The sequence below is a fragment of the Gilliamella sp. G0441 genome (assembly GCF_050589305.1).
Classification (GTDB): Bacteria; Pseudomonadota; Gammaproteobacteria; order Enterobacterales; family Orbaceae; genus Gilliamella.
Window position 1 is genome coordinate 78,275 of the sequence record NZ_JBNRJF010000004.1, and the last position, 15,192, is coordinate 93,466.

14 protein-coding genes are annotated in these 15,192 nt (G+C 34.8%); 4 read left to right on the forward strand and 10 right to left on the reverse strand.

The window, feature by feature from the left end:
- Positions 1-57: 57 nt before the first annotated feature.
- From ACKJXD_RS05085 to ACKJXD_RS05120, 8 genes are all read right to left on the reverse strand, one after another.
- Entirely contained in the window at positions 58-330 is a 273-nt protein-coding gene (locus tag ACKJXD_RS05085; RefSeq protein ID WP_220216610.1) for a hypothetical protein, read from the reverse strand.
- Between the two features lie 6 nt (positions 331-336).
- Complete coding sequence (mlaC, locus tag ACKJXD_RS05090; RefSeq protein ID WP_220216611.1) at positions 337-981, reverse strand: phospholipid-binding protein MlaC; 645 nt, start codon at positions 979-981, stop codon at positions 337-339.
- 9 nt (positions 982-990) lie between these two features.
- Positions 991-1,575: an outer membrane lipid asymmetry maintenance protein MlaD gene (mlaD, locus tag ACKJXD_RS05095; protein WP_294825901.1), complete on the reverse strand. Its 585-nt coding sequence runs from the start codon at positions 1,573-1,575 to the stop codon at positions 991-993.
- Positions 1,576-1,586: 11 nt separating this feature from the next.
- Complete coding sequence (gene mlaE / locus ACKJXD_RS05100; RefSeq protein WP_220216613.1) at positions 1,587-2,366, reverse strand: lipid asymmetry maintenance ABC transporter permease subunit MlaE; 780 nt, start codon at positions 2,364-2,366, stop codon at positions 1,587-1,589.
- A complete protein-coding gene (gene mlaF / locus ACKJXD_RS05105) occupies positions 2,366-3,181 on the reverse strand; it encodes a phospholipid ABC transporter ATP-binding protein MlaF (RefSeq protein ID WP_220216614.1) in 816 nt (271 codons plus the stop codon). Before mlaF ends, mlaE begins: the two co-directional genes overlap by 1 nt.
- A gap of 273 nt (positions 3,182-3,454) precedes the next feature.
- Positions 3,455-4,153, reverse strand: a complete 699-nt coding sequence (locus ACKJXD_RS05110) for a methionine ABC transporter permease (protein ID WP_220216615.1) — start codon at positions 4,151-4,153, stop codon at positions 3,455-3,457.
- Positions 4,154-5,197 (reverse strand): methionine ABC transporter ATP-binding protein, encoded by a 1,044-nt coding sequence (locus tag ACKJXD_RS05115; RefSeq protein ID WP_430875712.1) that lies wholly within the window; start codon positions 5,195-5,197, stop codon positions 4,154-4,156. It abuts the gene before it with no gap.
- Between the two features lie 10 nt (positions 5,198-5,207).
- Positions 5,208-6,347 carry an amidohydrolase gene (locus ACKJXD_RS05120; protein ID WP_430875713.1) on the reverse strand — a complete coding sequence of 380 codons (1,140 nt, stop codon included), beginning with the start codon at positions 6,345-6,347 and terminating at the stop codon, positions 5,208-5,210.
- A 182-nt stretch (positions 6,348-6,529) separates the two neighbouring features.
- Between ACKJXD_RS05120 and ACKJXD_RS05125 the strand changes: the two genes are divergently transcribed.
- Complete coding sequence (locus ACKJXD_RS05125) at positions 6,530-7,378, forward strand: MetQ/NlpA family ABC transporter substrate-binding protein (RefSeq protein WP_411589905.1); 849 nt, start codon at positions 6,530-6,532, stop codon at positions 7,376-7,378.
- A 33-nt stretch (positions 7,379-7,411) separates the two neighbouring features.
- Here the strand turns inward: ACKJXD_RS05125 and ACKJXD_RS05130 are convergent, their stop codons facing one another.
- Together ACKJXD_RS05130 and pepN are read right to left on the reverse strand one after the other, a co-directional pair.
- Complete coding sequence (locus ACKJXD_RS05130) at positions 7,412-7,741, reverse strand: rhodanese-like domain-containing protein (protein WP_430875781.1); 330 nt, start codon at positions 7,739-7,741, stop codon at positions 7,412-7,414.
- Positions 7,742-7,878: 137 nt separating this feature from the next.
- On the reverse strand, positions 7,879-10,515 hold the full coding sequence (gene pepN, locus ACKJXD_RS05135; RefSeq protein WP_430875714.1) for an aminopeptidase N: 2,637 nt from the start codon (positions 10,513-10,515) through the stop codon (positions 7,879-7,881).
- 251 nt (positions 10,516-10,766) lie between these two features.
- Here pepN and pncB point away from each other — a divergent pair, with 251 nt between their 5' ends.
- From pncB to ACKJXD_RS05150, 3 genes are all read left to right on the forward strand, one after another.
- Complete coding sequence (pncB, locus tag ACKJXD_RS05140; protein ID WP_430875715.1) at positions 10,767-11,960, forward strand: nicotinate phosphoribosyltransferase; 1,194 nt, start codon at positions 10,767-10,769, stop codon at positions 11,958-11,960.
- 163 nt (positions 11,961-12,123) lie between these two features.
- Positions 12,124-13,527: an asparagine--tRNA ligase gene (gene asnS, locus ACKJXD_RS05145; RefSeq protein ID WP_430875716.1), complete on the forward strand. Its 1,404-nt coding sequence runs from the start codon at positions 12,124-12,126 to the stop codon at positions 13,525-13,527.
- 287 nt (positions 13,528-13,814) lie between these two features.
- Positions 13,815-14,993, forward strand: coding sequence for a porin (locus ACKJXD_RS05150; RefSeq protein WP_430875717.1), 1,179 nt, complete (start codon positions 13,815-13,817; stop codon positions 14,991-14,993).
- Positions 14,994-15,192 lie beyond the last annotated feature (199 nt).

Sequence of the window (15,192 nt, forward strand, 5' to 3'; positions counted from 1 at the left end):
GGGGTTGAATATATTAATATTATCTTAGTTTGTCTTTCTGATAAAGATAAGCGTCATTTATTCCTGTATAACTGGTTGTAAATCATAGAGTGCAATTAATGTTTGTAATTGCGGATTAACGCTATCTAGTGTGACGGAATATTTGTTACAGAAATAAACTAATGTGGCAAGTCCCGAAGAGTCAACACGAATAAGTTGTGCCACATCAATTTTTTTTACATCTTTTAATAATGTATTTTGTATTGACCATACATCATTTAAGGAGTGAGCATCAAGCTCACCCTTTAGGTATAATATATCTTGTTGCTTTTCGGTTGTTATTCGCGACATGATTAATTAGCCTTTTGGTTTTTCATTTGGATCAATATTACGTTTGGAAAGATCGTTCAATTGTTTAGTTAATGCATCGATACCATTTTGACGTAAAATTGTTGACCACTCATTTTGCTTAGTCGTGATCATACTTACCCCTTCGGCAATTAAATCGTAAGCTTTCCACTCTCCTGTTACAGAATTTTTTCGCCACTGAAAATCAATACGTAATGGTTGTTGACCTTTATCTGGTTGATTTAATAATACACGAATTGAAATTAATGTTTTTCCAGTAAGATCTTTAGCTTTTTCAACTTGATAAGTTTGACCATTATACATGGATAATGCTTGTGCGAAAGCTTGAACTAAATAGTTTTCAAAAGCATCAAAATAGGCAGTACGTTGAGCAATACTTGCTTCTTTGTAAACGTTACCTAAAATTAGTGCGCCAGCATATTTAACTTGTACATAAGGCAATAGATCTGATCTGACTATATCTTTCAACTTATTTGGATTTGTTTTTATTGTTGATTGTTGTGATTTTATGGTGCTAAAAATTTTATCAGCTGCTACTTTCATTTCGTCATAGGGATTATTTTCAGCAAAGGCTGAAACACTAAATACTAATGCGAATACTAAAAAAATAGTTTGCTTGAATTTGGTTAACATAATGACTCCTTATTTTTCATTTACATCTTGTGAGTTTTGATTCTTTTCCTTATTTGATGAATCACCCATACTATAAAGAAATTGACCTATTAGATCTTCTAATACCATTGCTGGTTTTGTATTACTAACGACAAACCCTTCTTGAAAATAAGGTGGTTTGTTATCTTTATGAGCTGTGGTTGTTGTGGTATCAGTTGCATCTAATGAATCAATATCGAACTCTGTTGATTGATCTAGCCCAAAATTGATATCAATAAATTGTTCCCCTAATAAACCCGAAGTTTTTATTGATAATGAACTAGAACTTGGAATTTTATTATATTGACTATCGATATCCATTGTTACATAAGGTTTATAAACATCGTTTCCTGACGCGTTTAGGCTAATATTGCTTATTCTTCCTATTACTACTCCACCAATTTTAATTGGTGATCTAACTTTTAATCCGCCGATATTATCAAATACGGCATATACTCGATATGAATTGTGGCTGGTAAAAGATGTAGGATCGGTAACGCGAAAACATAAAAAAAGTACCGAGCAAATGACTAGTACCATAAATAATCCAACTGTAATTTCGACTTTACGACTCATGTTTAATGACCTCAATGACTAAACATTAATGCGGTTAAAATAAAATCTAACCCCAAAATAACTAATGATGAATAAACAACTGTGTTAGTAGTTGCTCGACTAATTCCTTCTGATGTTGGTACGCAATCGTAACCATTAAAAAGAGCAATCCAAGTGCTGGCAATTGCAAAGGCAAAACTTTTGACAAAACAGTTGCCTAAATCATGCCACCAGTCAACATTACTTTGAATTGAAGACCAAAAAAATCCAGCATCAATGCCTTTCCAATCTACACCAACTAAAACACCGCCTAAAATACCGACAGCGACAAAAATAGCCGTTAAAAACGGCATAGAAAAAAATCCAGCCCAGAAACGGGGTGCAATAATGCGCCGTAATGGATCGACTGCCATCATTTCCATGCTTGATAGTTGTTCTGTTGCTTTCATCAGACCTATTTCAGCTGTTAAAGCAGAGCCGGCACGTCCAGCAAATAACAATCCGGCAACAACGGGACCAAGCTCACGTAATAAAGCGAGTGCAACCATCATACCTAAACTCGCTTCAGCACCAAAAGTGGTCAAGATAAAATAACCTTGTAAAGCGAGTACCATACCAATAAAAAGTCCGGATACGATAATAATCGTTAAAGATTGTACACCCACAAAGTAAAATTGTTTGACCAGTAACGGGAATTGCTTAGCAAATTGTGGACGACCAATTAGCGCTCCAAATAGCATCATTCCTGAACGACCAATCAGAGCAATAAGGTCAATTAACCATTTTCCCATTTTTTCAAGTAAATTAAACATTATTTTATACCTCGACTTAGGTCTAATTTATAATCATCTGCGGGATAATGAAAAGGTACCGGTCCATCAGCTAAGCCTTCAAGAAATTGTTTTACACGCAAGTCGTCATTTTCGCGTAATTGTTGTGATGTTCCGCCTGCAATAATGTGTTGTTCAGCAACAATATAAGCATAATCGGCAATACTGAGTACTTCATTAACATCATGGCTGACAACAATACAGGTTAATCCAAGCGACTGATTGATTTCTGAGATTAATTTGACAATGACACCCATTGAGATTGGGTCTTGCCCGGCAAAAGGTTCATCAAACATGATTAAATCAGGGTCAAGAGCTATTGCTCTGGCTAAAGCGGCTCGCCTTGCCATACCGCCAGATAATTCTGAAGGCATCATATGAGCTGCTCCACGAAGTCCTACTGATTGTAATTTCATTAATACTAAATTATGTAAAACAGGTTCAGGTAAATCGAGGTGTTCACGAATTGGATAAGCTACATTGTCAAAAACAGAAAGATCGGTAAATAATGCACCAGATTGGAATAGCATACTCATGCGTTTACGCACTTCATAAAGTCTGGAGCGAGACATGCTAGGAATATTTTCACCATCAAAAAAAATTCTACCTGATTGCGGTTTCAATTGACCACCAATCAAGCGTAGTAGTGTGGTTTTACCTATTCCCGACGGTCCCATAATCGCTGTCACTTTGCCTTTTGGAACATTCAAACTCATATTTTTATAAATTGGTCTTGTTCCTCGATAAAATGACATATCGTGAATTTCGACCAAATTTTCTTGTAATGTGTCAGTCACAATGATTCCTACACTACCTTAATTAAAATTAACGTTATTTTACTTGATAATGAAGAATAATGAAATCTATTTAATATATTGTTAATCTTTGAATTATGAGAATAATTAAAATAAAAAGCATTTTTTAATTAAAAATTACTGAATATTAATCGATTAAATTCATAAAAAAAGATGATTGTTTTTAAATAGCACAGCCATTATTTCAAGTTGTTATGATAAATTCAGTTAACATTATATTTTAATTGCATAAAATAAAACATCTAAAAATTGTTTTTATTCATGCCGAGCTTTGCGGGCTAGGAAATTTCCAGTACTTTGTACGCATTGAATGACAATAACCAAAATGATTACACAAATGTAAGTGACAGTGGTATCAAAACGTTGATAACCATATGAAATGGCTAAATCACCAATTCCACCTGCGCCAACCGCACCCGCCATTGCGGTTGCTCCAATTAAACCGATAGTTGCAGTAGTTAAGGTCAAGATCAATGAACTGAAAGCTTCAGGTAATATGAAATACCAAATGATCTGAATTGGTGTTGCTCCCATTGATTCTGCGGCTTCAATAATGCCACTGTTTACTTCCAGTAAAGAATTTTCAACTAGTCGAGCAATATAAGGCGCTACATAAAAAGTTAAAGGCACGATAGCTGCTGTTGTACCAATCGAACTACCAACGATAAATTTAGTAAAAGGGACAATTGCCACTAATAATATTATAAAAGGGAGTGAACGAACTAAGTTTATAATAGGATTGATGATCCGGTATATTCGGTTATTTTCAAGTAATCCTCCTGGGCGAGTTGTCACTAAACAAACACCGAGTGAAATACCAATTAAGGAACCCAATATTAAAGCGAAAAACACCATATAAAATGTTTCGTAGCATGCCTGTAGAAATTGATCTAATGTGACCGTTGTTGATAAATTAGTTTTGAAGTATTCAAGGATATTGGTGAAAAATTGCATTTAGTTTTCCTCCCAGTGGTTTATTTCAGTGACTTGCACGCCATGTTTTCGAAGGAATTGTACAGCTTCTTGGATATTGCTATCGTTACCTTTTAACTGAATAAACATACTGCCTAAAACTGTTTTTTCAATTTCTGACATATGGGCAAATAAAATGTTAACCACAACAATTTGTTTTAAAATAAGCGAATTGATAACGGGTTCTGAGGCTGAACGTCCTAAAAATTCAAGTTTAAATAGTTTAATATTGTCTTTTTTACCTTCTACTTCTAACAAATTTTCAACTACACCCTTTGGAATTTGATTGTTAATAACGGAGTTAACAAAATTTTGAGTTGTTTGATGTTGTGGGTGTCCAAACACATCCAGTACGTTACCATGTTCTATAATTTTGCCTTTTTCCATTACGGCAACCTTATGGCAAATTTGTTCAATAACATGCATTTCGTGAGTGATTAAAACTACCGTTATTTTATATTTTTCATTGATTTTTTTGATTAAATCTAAGATTGCTCGTGTAGTTTGAGGATCAAGTGCCGAAGTCGCCTCATCACAGAGTAAAATATCCGGATCGTTAGCTAATGCTCTTGCTATGCCGATTCGCTGTTTTTGTCCGCCAGACAGCTCTTTAGGATAACTATTTGCTTTATCACTTAATCCAACAAATTCTAATAATTCATTTACTTTTTGTTTAATTGTATGTTTATCTTTTTTGATTAGAATTAAAGGAATAGCAATATTTTCATAAACGGTTTTTGATTCAAGTAAATTAAAGTGCTGAAATATCATGCCGATCTTTCGCCTAACTTGGCGTAAATCAGAACTGGATAGTTGATTTAAAATTTGATTTTGTACGATCACTTGACCTTGTGTCGGTTTTTCAAGGTAATTAATTAAGCGAACTAAAGTGCTTTTGCCTGCACCACTATAACCAATGATGCCAAAAATATCCCCTTTATCAATGGTTAAGTTGATCTTGTCTAAGGCTTGAGTAGTGATGCCGTTTCGCTCATATTGCTTGGATACATTTTCAAATCTAATCATTCTTGCGTCCCTATTTACTTTGTTCTAATTGAATAAGTGCTTGCTTGGCAAGTTTAGCTAAATAGTTTGCAGCAGGTGTTATCATGTCAGGATTAATGTGAAATTTAGGGTGGTGAAGTGCATAAGGGCTTTGAGAACCAAGGTTAATAAATGCGCCCGGTACATGATGTAGATAATGGGCAAAATCTTCACCGCCTAATTGAGGCTGAAAATCAATGATTTCGTAACCTTCTTGTCTTGCAATATTTTTTGCAAGCTCGACCCAATTTTCTACATTTATGATTGAAGGAGGGCCTTCAAACCATTTTAATTCAGCTTTTGCGCCCATTGCAATAGCAATATTTTCAATAATCGAAGCTAGCTGCTGTTTGACTTTAGTTCTTATTTTTGGCGTGAGGGTTCTTACCGTGCCTTCCATTTCAACCTTTTCAGGTATCACGTTCCAAGTATTTCCACCTTCAAATTTAGTAATGCTGACAATTACAGCATCAAGACCACTTACAGAACGACTTGAAATAGTTTGTATGGCGTTTACAATTTGTGCACCAATAACAATAGGATCAATACCCGATTCAGGTCTTGCTGCATGTGCTCCAACACCGGTTATGGTAATTTCAATGCGATCAACATTAGCTGAAAAAGGGCCAGCTCGTGATGCCATTTGATTAATGGTTAAATTAGGGTTGTTGTGTAAACCGAGTATGGCATCTACCCCTTTTAATGCCCCAATTTTAATAAATTGTAGGGCTCCACTAAAGTTTTCTTCTGCAGGTTGGAATAGTAAACGAATGGTACCTGTTAAATCTTTTTCGTGTTCTTTTAAAAGATAAGCCGCTCCCATTAAAATTGATGCATGTACATCATGCCCACAAGCGTGCATAACATTTTTATTTTGGGAACGATAATCACAATTTGTTTGTTCATGGATAGGTAACGCATCAATATCAGCTCGTAAAGCCAGAATAGGTGAGCCTGTTCCAATTTCGGCAATGACCCCCGTTTTAGCACCTAATTCTATTATTTTAATGTTTGCTTTTTCTAAATACGTTTTCAATATTTTAGTCGTTTCGAATTCTTGATTTGAAAGCTCAGGATTTTGATGTAATGTAACAAAAAGCTGATGAATAGTTTGTGCAATGGGCTGATGCATAGTAAATCCAAAAAATGATTATGAGATGTTTTTAACGTTAGCACAGCTTAATTTTTCAACCTAATAATCGTTTTTTATATCTTATTCCAAAAAGTTATAAGATAGAATAACTTGGAATAAATAAACCATTATTTCTGTGCTAGAGTAAAACAAATGTCGATAGCCGATAAAGGGTAACTCAAATGAAAAATGGTTTTATCAAACATAAATTCTTACAACATATTGCTATTGTGGTTTTATTTAGTTCTGCATGTTTAATGAGCGCTTGCGATAATTCCTCAAAACAAGCTAATAATCAAACCAAAAAAGAGATTAGTATGGGGGTATCACCCGGTCCATATAATGATCTTTTTAGAGATGCGGTAAAACCTATTCTTGAATCAGAAGGATATAAAGTTAAATTGGTTAATTTTCCACATTTATTAGAATCAGATGTGGCATTGAGTGAAGGAAGCATTGATTTAACCGTTGCACAGCATACTGCTTATATGAATGTATTTAATGCCCAACGCAAAGCTAATTTAAAGCCAGTTGTGCATGTGCCATCGGTACCCGCGGCGATTTTCTCTAATAAGTATCAATCATTAGATAAGGTTTTTTCAGGGGCTAAAGTGGCGATTCCTCAAGATGCTTCAAATGCTGCACGTTCTTATAATTTACTTGAAAAAGCAGGATGGATTAAATTGAAAGAGAATACGAATCCTATTTTAGCGAGTAAAAATGATATCGCTGAAAATTTAGAGGGCATCGATATTATCGAAATGGATTCGGCGAATATTCCAAGAGTTCTTAATGAGCTTGATTTTGCTGTCATTCCGGGGAGTATAGTTTATTCGGCCAACATTGATTCAAGCAAAGCATTGCTTTTGGAAACCATTGTCCCCGATTTAGAAATTATGGTTGTGGTGAATGAAGGTAATGAAAACAGTCAATGGGCGCAGGATGTCAAACGTATTTATCAATCCCAACAATTTAAGGATTATATGCAAGCCCACAATCAAAATGGTTATTGGGTGATGCCACAAGAGTAAAATTCGAAATGTGCCCGTTGTGAAGGCGGGCATTTAATATCTTGTCATTTGCGTATCAACGGTTAATGCCCAAGCATCAACCCCACCACTAAGATTATAAAGATAATCAGTATCAAAACCATTTTCAGCTAAATAGTTGGCTACATTTAGGCTACGTACTCCGTGGTGACAGTAAAGTACAATGTCGATTTCATCGGGTATTTTATCTAAATAAAGTGGGATAAGATTCATTGGAATATGGATGGAATTTTCAAGGTGGCATATTGCTACTTCATTAGATTCTCGTACATCAAGTAAAAACAGAGGATGTTTCTGATTTAATTTTTCTGCAAGTTCTGTCGGTGTAATAGATTTTATGTTGATCATGATTTCTAATACTGTTAAGTAATGTTAAAAAGTTTGATGTTTTATTTGTGTCTGAATATAAAGCAAAAACATATCAAGTTTCAAATAATTTTAACATCATCCCGTTCGAGGGAAACAGGATGATGTGTTGAGTATTATGCAGCTAAAGCTTTGCTAATTTTTTCATATAAATCTTTTGATAAATGCTCCAGTTTTAATAAGGTTTCAAGTGCTTGACGCATTTGTTGCTGACGTTGTTGGTCATAACGTTTTAATCTTATTAATGGATCGATCAATCTTGCCGCAACCTGCGGATTTTTTTGATTTAATTCCATTAATATTTCGACTAAAAATCGATATCCACTCCCATCAGTTGCATGGAAAGCTACAGGATTATTATTAACAAAAGCACCGATTAAAGCGCGAATCCGATTGGGATTACTGAGCGAAAAGGATCGATGAGTTAAAAGTTTTTTCACCGTTGAAAGTGCATTTTTTTCTGGACTCGATGCATTCAAAGCTAACCACTTATCCATCACTAATCCGTCTTGATGCCATTTATTATCAAAATCGGCTAAAAGTTCTTGATGACAATCAAGCTGAGCTTTAACAGCAACCGTTAATGCAGCGATGGTATCTGTCATATTGTCTGCTTGATAATATTGTTGATGAACCAGATGATTTGCTTGTGATTTCTCATCGGCATGGGCTAAAAGCATCAAACAGGCATTTTTTAATGAGCGCTTAGCAATATCTTCATGTTTAATCAGATAATTTTCAATTTTATTGTGACGGTAAACTGCGGTTAATTCATCATAAAGTGCATTACCAAAACACGTTAATAAAAACAGGCGGACTTGATAGATGGCTATTGGGTCAACGACACTAAATAAATTGGCTAGTTCATTTTCCGAAGGTAAAGTGATGATTTGGGCAATAAGAGAGGGATCTGTTGATTCGGATAATAATATTGCTCTAAATGCATCGATAACTGAATCAGGAAGGCTTAGTTGTCGATTATCTTGATAATTTTTAACATTTGCCCGAATATATTTAATTAATAGCATTTGCGCAGCATCATAACGACTAAAAGCATTGGTTGCATGTTGCATCAAAAAAATCAAATCATTATCTTGATAATCATAGGTCATTTTTACCGGTGCAGAAAAATCACGTAATAATGAAATAATCGGTTTTTCATTCACGTTATCGAAAACAAATTGTTGTTTTGCTTGTGTTAAATTTAAAACGTGATGAATTGGCAGTTGGTTATGCTCAAGTTTAATGATTTCGCCGTTATGTTGATATAATTCAATATCAACAGGTATATGCAAAGCTTTCTTTTCAGCTTGATCTAAGGTTGCAGGCGTGTTTTGTTCGATAGTTAAATAATAGTGTTTGCTTTTTTCATCATAGCTATCTGTAATGGTTAATTCTGGTGTACCTGATTGGTTGTACCATAATTTGAATTGTGTTAAATCAATGCCTGAAGCATCTTGCATAGCAGCGACAAAGTCATCGCAAGTTGCTGCACTTCCGTCATGACGTTCAAAATAGCGTTTCATGCCAGCTTGAAACTTATCTTCGCCTAACAAGGTATGCATCATTCGTATCACTTCAGCCCCTTTTTCGTACACAGTCACCGTATAGAAATTATTCATTTCTATGACTTGATCAGGACGAATAGGATGAGACATCGGACTTGCATCTTCAGCAAATTGGACACTACGCAAGATTTTAACATCATCAATTCGCTTAACGGCTCTAGAGCCCATATCCGCGCTGAACTCTTGATCACGAAAAACCGTCAAACCTTCTTTTAAGCTAAGTTGAAACCAATCACGACAAGTAACACGATTGCCTGTCCAATTATGAAAGTATTCGTGACCAATAACACTTTCGATACCTAAATAATCATCATCAGTGGCCGTTTCTGGTTTGGCAAGAACATATTTTGAGTTGAAAATATTCAGACCTTTGTTTTCCATTGCGCCCATATTAAAAAAGTCAACGGCAACAATCATAAAAATATCTAAGTCATATTCTAATCCAAAACGAGTTTCATCCCAGCGCATAGCATTTTTTAAACTGGTCATTGCCCAATGTGAACGATCTAAATTGCCTTTATCAACATAAATCTCCAGATCAACTTTACGGTTTGAACGAGTTATAAACTGATCTTTAAGAATATCAAAATCTCCAGCAACCAATGCAAACAAGTAGGCGGGTTTAGGAAATGGATCTTGCCATTGTACCCAATGACGACCGTCTGAAAGTTCCCCTTGTGCAATGCGGTTACCATTAGAAAGCAGATATGGGTATTGTTGTTTATTGGCGGTAATACGAGTTGAAAAACGCGCTAAAACATCGGGTCTATCTAAATAGTATGTGATATGACGAAATCCTTCAGCTTCACATTGTGTACAAAGTGCTTCTCCGGAAACATACAATCCTTCTAGTGCAGTGTTATCAATTGGTTTTATTTCATTGACGATGGTTAGTGTAAATTCATCTGATGGAACATTATGAATAATAATGCCTGAGTCGGTAATGTGATAATCCTGCCAAGGCTGTTCATCGATATTGATAGCGATTAATGTTAAGTCTTCTCCATCTAAAACTAAGTCTGAGGCTTTAGCATTTTTTTGTATAATATGGCTTCGAGCCGTGACTGTTGTGATTTGTGCGGATAAGTTAAAATCAAGATCGATATCCGTAATGGTAAAATCGGGTGCTTTATAGTCCAGTCGATACTTTGCAGTTGGTTGTGTTTTGGTATTATTCGTTGTCATAGTTATTGTGCCTTTTATTTTTATAAATAATTAAAATTCGATAAATATTGCATGATTTTCACAACTGCACTTATCGTTATTGATGATGTTTAATTAATTCTTTTGAGTATAGTTAGGTTATATTATTTAATCTGGTTTGTTATTAATATTATAGCCTAATGAAGATAGGTTATTATATATTTAATCTATATCTTCAATATTATTCTGCTATAATCTCTAGAATTTTTTTAGAGTATTAACAATAAAAAGACATGTTACCAGCTATAATTACATCAATCTTAGATACTGATGCTTATAAGTTGCATATGCAGCAAGCCGTTTTTCATCATTACCCAGATATCACCGTCGTTGCGGAGTTTCGTTGTAGAAGTGATGATTTATTAGGTCAATATGCTGATGAAATAAAACATCAAGTCAAATTAATGGAATCATTAACGCTTTCCGATGATGAATTTCAATATCTATCTGGCATCTCCTTTTTTAAATCTGATTATTTAAACTGGCTCAAGAATTGGCGTTTTAATAGTCAATTATTGACGATAACTAATCGAGAAGGAAGACTTGATATAAGAATTGAAGGAAAGTGGCTGGACGTAATTTTATGGGAAGTCCCATTACTGGCAGTTATTAGCGAAATAGCACATAGAGATCGTTCTCCTAATATTGGCGTGTCAGAAGCTATAGCCCAACTCAAAAATAAATTGACAAGATTTAACGAGCAAACTGCAAATATGGATATGTCGGGCTTTAATTTAATGGATTTTGGAACCCGAAGGCGTTACTCATTTGCCGTACAATCTGCTGTTGTCGATTACCTAAAAAACCATTTTGACAATTTTCATAGTACCAGTAACTATTTACTGGCTTATCGACTAGGACTTACTCCTGTTGGTACTCAAGCACATGAATGGTTTCAAGCTCATCAGCGATTAACCCCAACTTTGCAAGATTGCCAAAAAACAGCGCTTAAGATTTGGTTAGAGGAATATCCTCAAGATTTGGGGGTAGCCCTAACAGACTGTATTACCATGGACGCATTTTTGCGTGATTTTGATACTTACTTTGCTAATCACTATCAAGGATTACGCCATGATTCGGGTGATTCGATTGAATGGGGTGAAAAGGCGATTGCTCATTACCAACAATTAGGGATTGATCCTAAAACAAAAATGTTAGTATTTTCCGATAGTTTAACTTTTGACAAAGCGATAAAGATTTATCAACATTTTCATCATCGAGTAAAATTGTCTTTTGGTATCGGGGGCTTTTTGGCGTGTGATATACCGTCTACTGAAGCAAATACCAAAGCCTTAAATATCGTATTGAAATTGACGCAATGCAATAATCAGTCTGTTGCAAAATTGTCAGACAGTCCAGGTAAAACAATATCGCAAGATTTAGCTTTTATTAATGAATTAAAAAGAACGTTTAACGTTAATCATTAAACTTATTTTTATAAAAAACGTGAATCAAATTATAAATGTTTTATTTAAAAATTTAATTTAATGCCAACTGAGACTAAAGTTAGGTAACTAAGTGGCATTTAGAATATACTTGTATTATTTTTAATACTATTTAACTTAATTAATATAGAGATGGATAATTAAAATGAATTCAGTTGCTCCTATTGTTGATGTGTTACAAGGCAAAATTGCTGTTGGTAGCACTATTTCTGTTCAAGGCTGGGTAAGAACGCGCCGTGATTCGAAAGCCGGTATTTCATTTCTAGCTGTTTATGATGGCTCATGCTTTGATCCTATTCAAGCTGTTATAGAAAAAGATCTGCCAAATTATGAACAAGATATTTTACGGTTAACGGCAGGCTGCTCAGTTAAAGTAACGGGTAAAGTTGTTGAATCTCCGGGACAAGGACAAAAATACGAGCTACAAGCAACACAAGTTGAGGTTTATGGCTTTGTTGATGATCCTGAAACGTACCCAATGGCTGCTAAACGTCATTCAATTGAATATTTGCGAGAAGTTGCTCATTTAAGAGCAAGAACCAATATTGTTGGCGCGATTACTCGTGTGCGTCATACATTAGCGCAAGCCATTCACCAGTTTTTTGATGAACGAGGCTTTTTTTGGCTTTCTACGCCAATTATTACCGCATCAGATACTGAAGGTGCAGGTGAAATGTTCCGAGTCTCCACTCTTGATATGTTAAATCTGCCTAAAACAGACAAGGGGAAAGTCGATTTTGATAAAGATTTTTTCGGAAAAGAAGCTTTTTTAACGGTATCAGGGCAATTAAATGCAGAAACCTACGCTTGTGCATTGTCTAAAGTTTATACTTTTGGGCCAACATTTAGAGCTGAAAATTCCAATACAACGCGTCATTTAGCTGAATTTTGGATGATGGAACCTGAAGTTGCGTTTGCTGATTTAAATGATAATGCAAAACTTGCAGAAGATATGTTGAAGTTTGTGTTTAAAACCGTACTTGAAAAACGTGCTGATGATATGCAATTTTTTGCTCAGCATATCGATAAAGAGGCAATTAATCGTTTAGAAAACTTTATTAATGCCGATTTTGCTCAAGTTGATTACACCGATGCCATTACTATTTTACAAAACTGTGATGCCAAATTTGAAAATCCAGTGAGTTGGGGAATCGATTTAGCATCAGAACATGAGCGTTATTTAGCTGAACAACATTTTAAAGCGCCAGTCGTTGTTAAAAATTATCCAAAAGATATCAAAGCATTTTATATGCGTATGAATGACGATGGTAAAACTGTGGCTGCAATGGATGTGTTAGCGCCAGGTATTGGCGAAATCATTGGCGGATCGCAACGTGAAGAGCGTTTAGATATGTTAGATAAGCGCATGGACGAAATGGGGCTTAAAAAAGAAGATTATTGGTGGTACCGTGATTTACGTCGATATGGTACTGTTCCTCATTCTGGATTCGGTCTTGGATTTGAGCGCTTAATTGTTTATGTCACAGGTGTACAAAACGTAAGGGATGTCATTCCATTCCCAAGAACACCACGAAATGCAAATTTTTAACCGAATAAAATTAGGTAACAATTTTTGGCAGTTATGATAAATCGCAAATTAAGTAAAAAGCAAAAAATGTATAAATAATAGGCAAACGAGCTAATTTTAGTTATTAGACATCATAATTAACGAAAAGTTCACTTGCTTTTAAAAAATTTTTATACATAATTTACGGTACTGTAAAAAGTAGATGAAAATAATAGAAATATTATTTTTGGATGAATAATCATTGTACAAAAATAGTCACTCATTTTTTTATGAAGTGTCTTTTAAAAAAACAACCATGAGGGTAAGAAATGAAACGTAATCTATTAGCAATCGCTATTCCAGCACTTTTAGCTGCTGCTGGCGCAAATGCATCTATCGAAGTTTGGAATAAAGATGGCAACAAAGTTGACTTTTACGGTCGAGTAAAAGCAGCAAATAACATCACTGATCGTGGTCAAGCTGGTGAAGGTGATGATACATCTGCTCGTTTAGGTATGTCTGGTCAAACTCAAATTACTGACTGGTTATCTGGCTATGGTCGTTGGGAATATGAAGCTAAAGCAGGTAAAGATTCTAGCAATGAAGTACGTTATGCATTTGCTGGATTAAATTTTGGTGATTTAGGTTCTTTCGATTACGGTCGTAACGACGGCGTATTAAAAGCTATCACTGCATATACTGACGTGTTACCACAATTTGGTGGTGATGCAGCTAACAATACTTGGAACGTGCTTTCTGCTCGTACTAAAGCTGTAGCGACTTACCGTAATAATAACTTATTTGGTTTATACGATGACATTAGCTTTGCATTACAATATGCTGATAATGGCGATAATTCACTTTCTTTAGACTCTATCAAAGCTATCCCGATTCTTGATGAGGATGATAACGTTGTAGGTTATGAAAAAGGTAATAATAGCCGTGAAGCATATGGTGCAAATTTAGAATGGCGTTTATTTGATACAGGCTTAACTGCTGGTGCTGGTTATGCACAATCAACTGTTAAAGATTCACGTCATAGTACTTGGGCAACAGGTGTCAAGTATGATAACTATAATTTATACTTAGGTGCTAACTATTTCCAAAGTAAACTGAAAAATGGATATATCAATCGCCATGGTGAAGATGCTGATATCAAAATTAAAGGTTTTGAATTAGTTGCTCAGTATGGTATCGAGTTAGAAGTTGGTCGTTTAACACCTTCTTTAGCTTATGTGAATCATAAAATTCGTAGTGGATATGTGTCTGAAGCGAGTCATAAACTTTATAACAGAGACAGCAGTTCACCAATGGCTAAATACGTGTCTGTAGGTGCTACTTATGATCTTAATAAAAATTTCAGCGCTATTGTAGAATATAAATTTAATCTACTTGACCATAAAGACATTGGTGCTGAAATGAATACAGTTAAAAATCGTAGTCATAAGAAAGTTAATAATCCAGGTACAAAAGATGTATTGGGTGTTGGTTTAATTTACCAATTCTAATTTCCTCTTTGTATCTTGAAAAAAGGCACTTAGGTGCCTTTTTTATCGCCATTTAAATACTTTTCCGTCTAAAAACACATTTTATGCTTAAAACTAATTTAGTGCAGAGACTAAAATAGCTTTAAACAAGTAAAGATTACTTTACTACCATAATTATATATACAATATAAGCATAAAAATTCTATATCTAACGTTAGAT

Coding starts and splice junctions, on each gene's coding strand:
- mlaC (WP_220216611.1), bottom strand. CDS start 981: ATGTTAACCAAATTCAAGCAAACTATTTTTTTAGTATTCGCATTAGTA.
- ACKJXD_RS05115 (WP_430875712.1), bottom strand. CDS start 5,197: ATGATTAGATTTGAAAATGTATCCAAGCAATATGAGCGAAACGGCATC.
- mlaD (WP_294825901.1), bottom strand. CDS start 1,575: ATGAGTCGTAAAGTCGAAATTACAGTTGGATTATTTATGGTACTAGTC.
- ACKJXD_RS05150 (WP_430875717.1), top strand. CDS start 13,815: ATGAAACGTAATCTATTAGCAATCGCTATTCCAGCACTTTTAGCTGCT.
- pncB (WP_430875715.1), top strand. CDS start 10,767: ATGTTACCAGCTATAATTACATCAATCTTAGATACTGATGCTTATAAG.
- mlaE (WP_220216613.1), bottom strand. CDS start 2,366: ATGTTTAATTTACTTGAAAAAATGGGAAAATGGTTAATTGACCTTATT.
- ACKJXD_RS05120 (WP_430875713.1), bottom strand. CDS start 6,347: ATGCATCAGCCCATTGCACAAACTATTCATCAGCTTTTTGTTACATTA.
- pepN (WP_430875714.1), bottom strand. CDS start 10,515: ATGACAACGAATAATACCAAAACACAACCAACTGCAAAGTATCGACTG.
- ACKJXD_RS05125 (WP_411589905.1), top strand. CDS start 6,530: ATGAAAAATGGTTTTATCAAACATAAATTCTTACAACATATTGCTATT.
- ACKJXD_RS05085 (WP_220216610.1), bottom strand. CDS start 330: ATGTCGCGAATAACAACCGAAAAGCAACAAGATATATTATACCTAAAG.
- ACKJXD_RS05110 (WP_220216615.1), bottom strand. CDS start 4,153: ATGCAATTTTTCACCAATATCCTTGAATACTTCAAAACTAATTTATCA.
- asnS (WP_430875716.1), top strand. CDS start 12,124: ATGAATTCAGTTGCTCCTATTGTTGATGTGTTACAAGGCAAAATTGCT.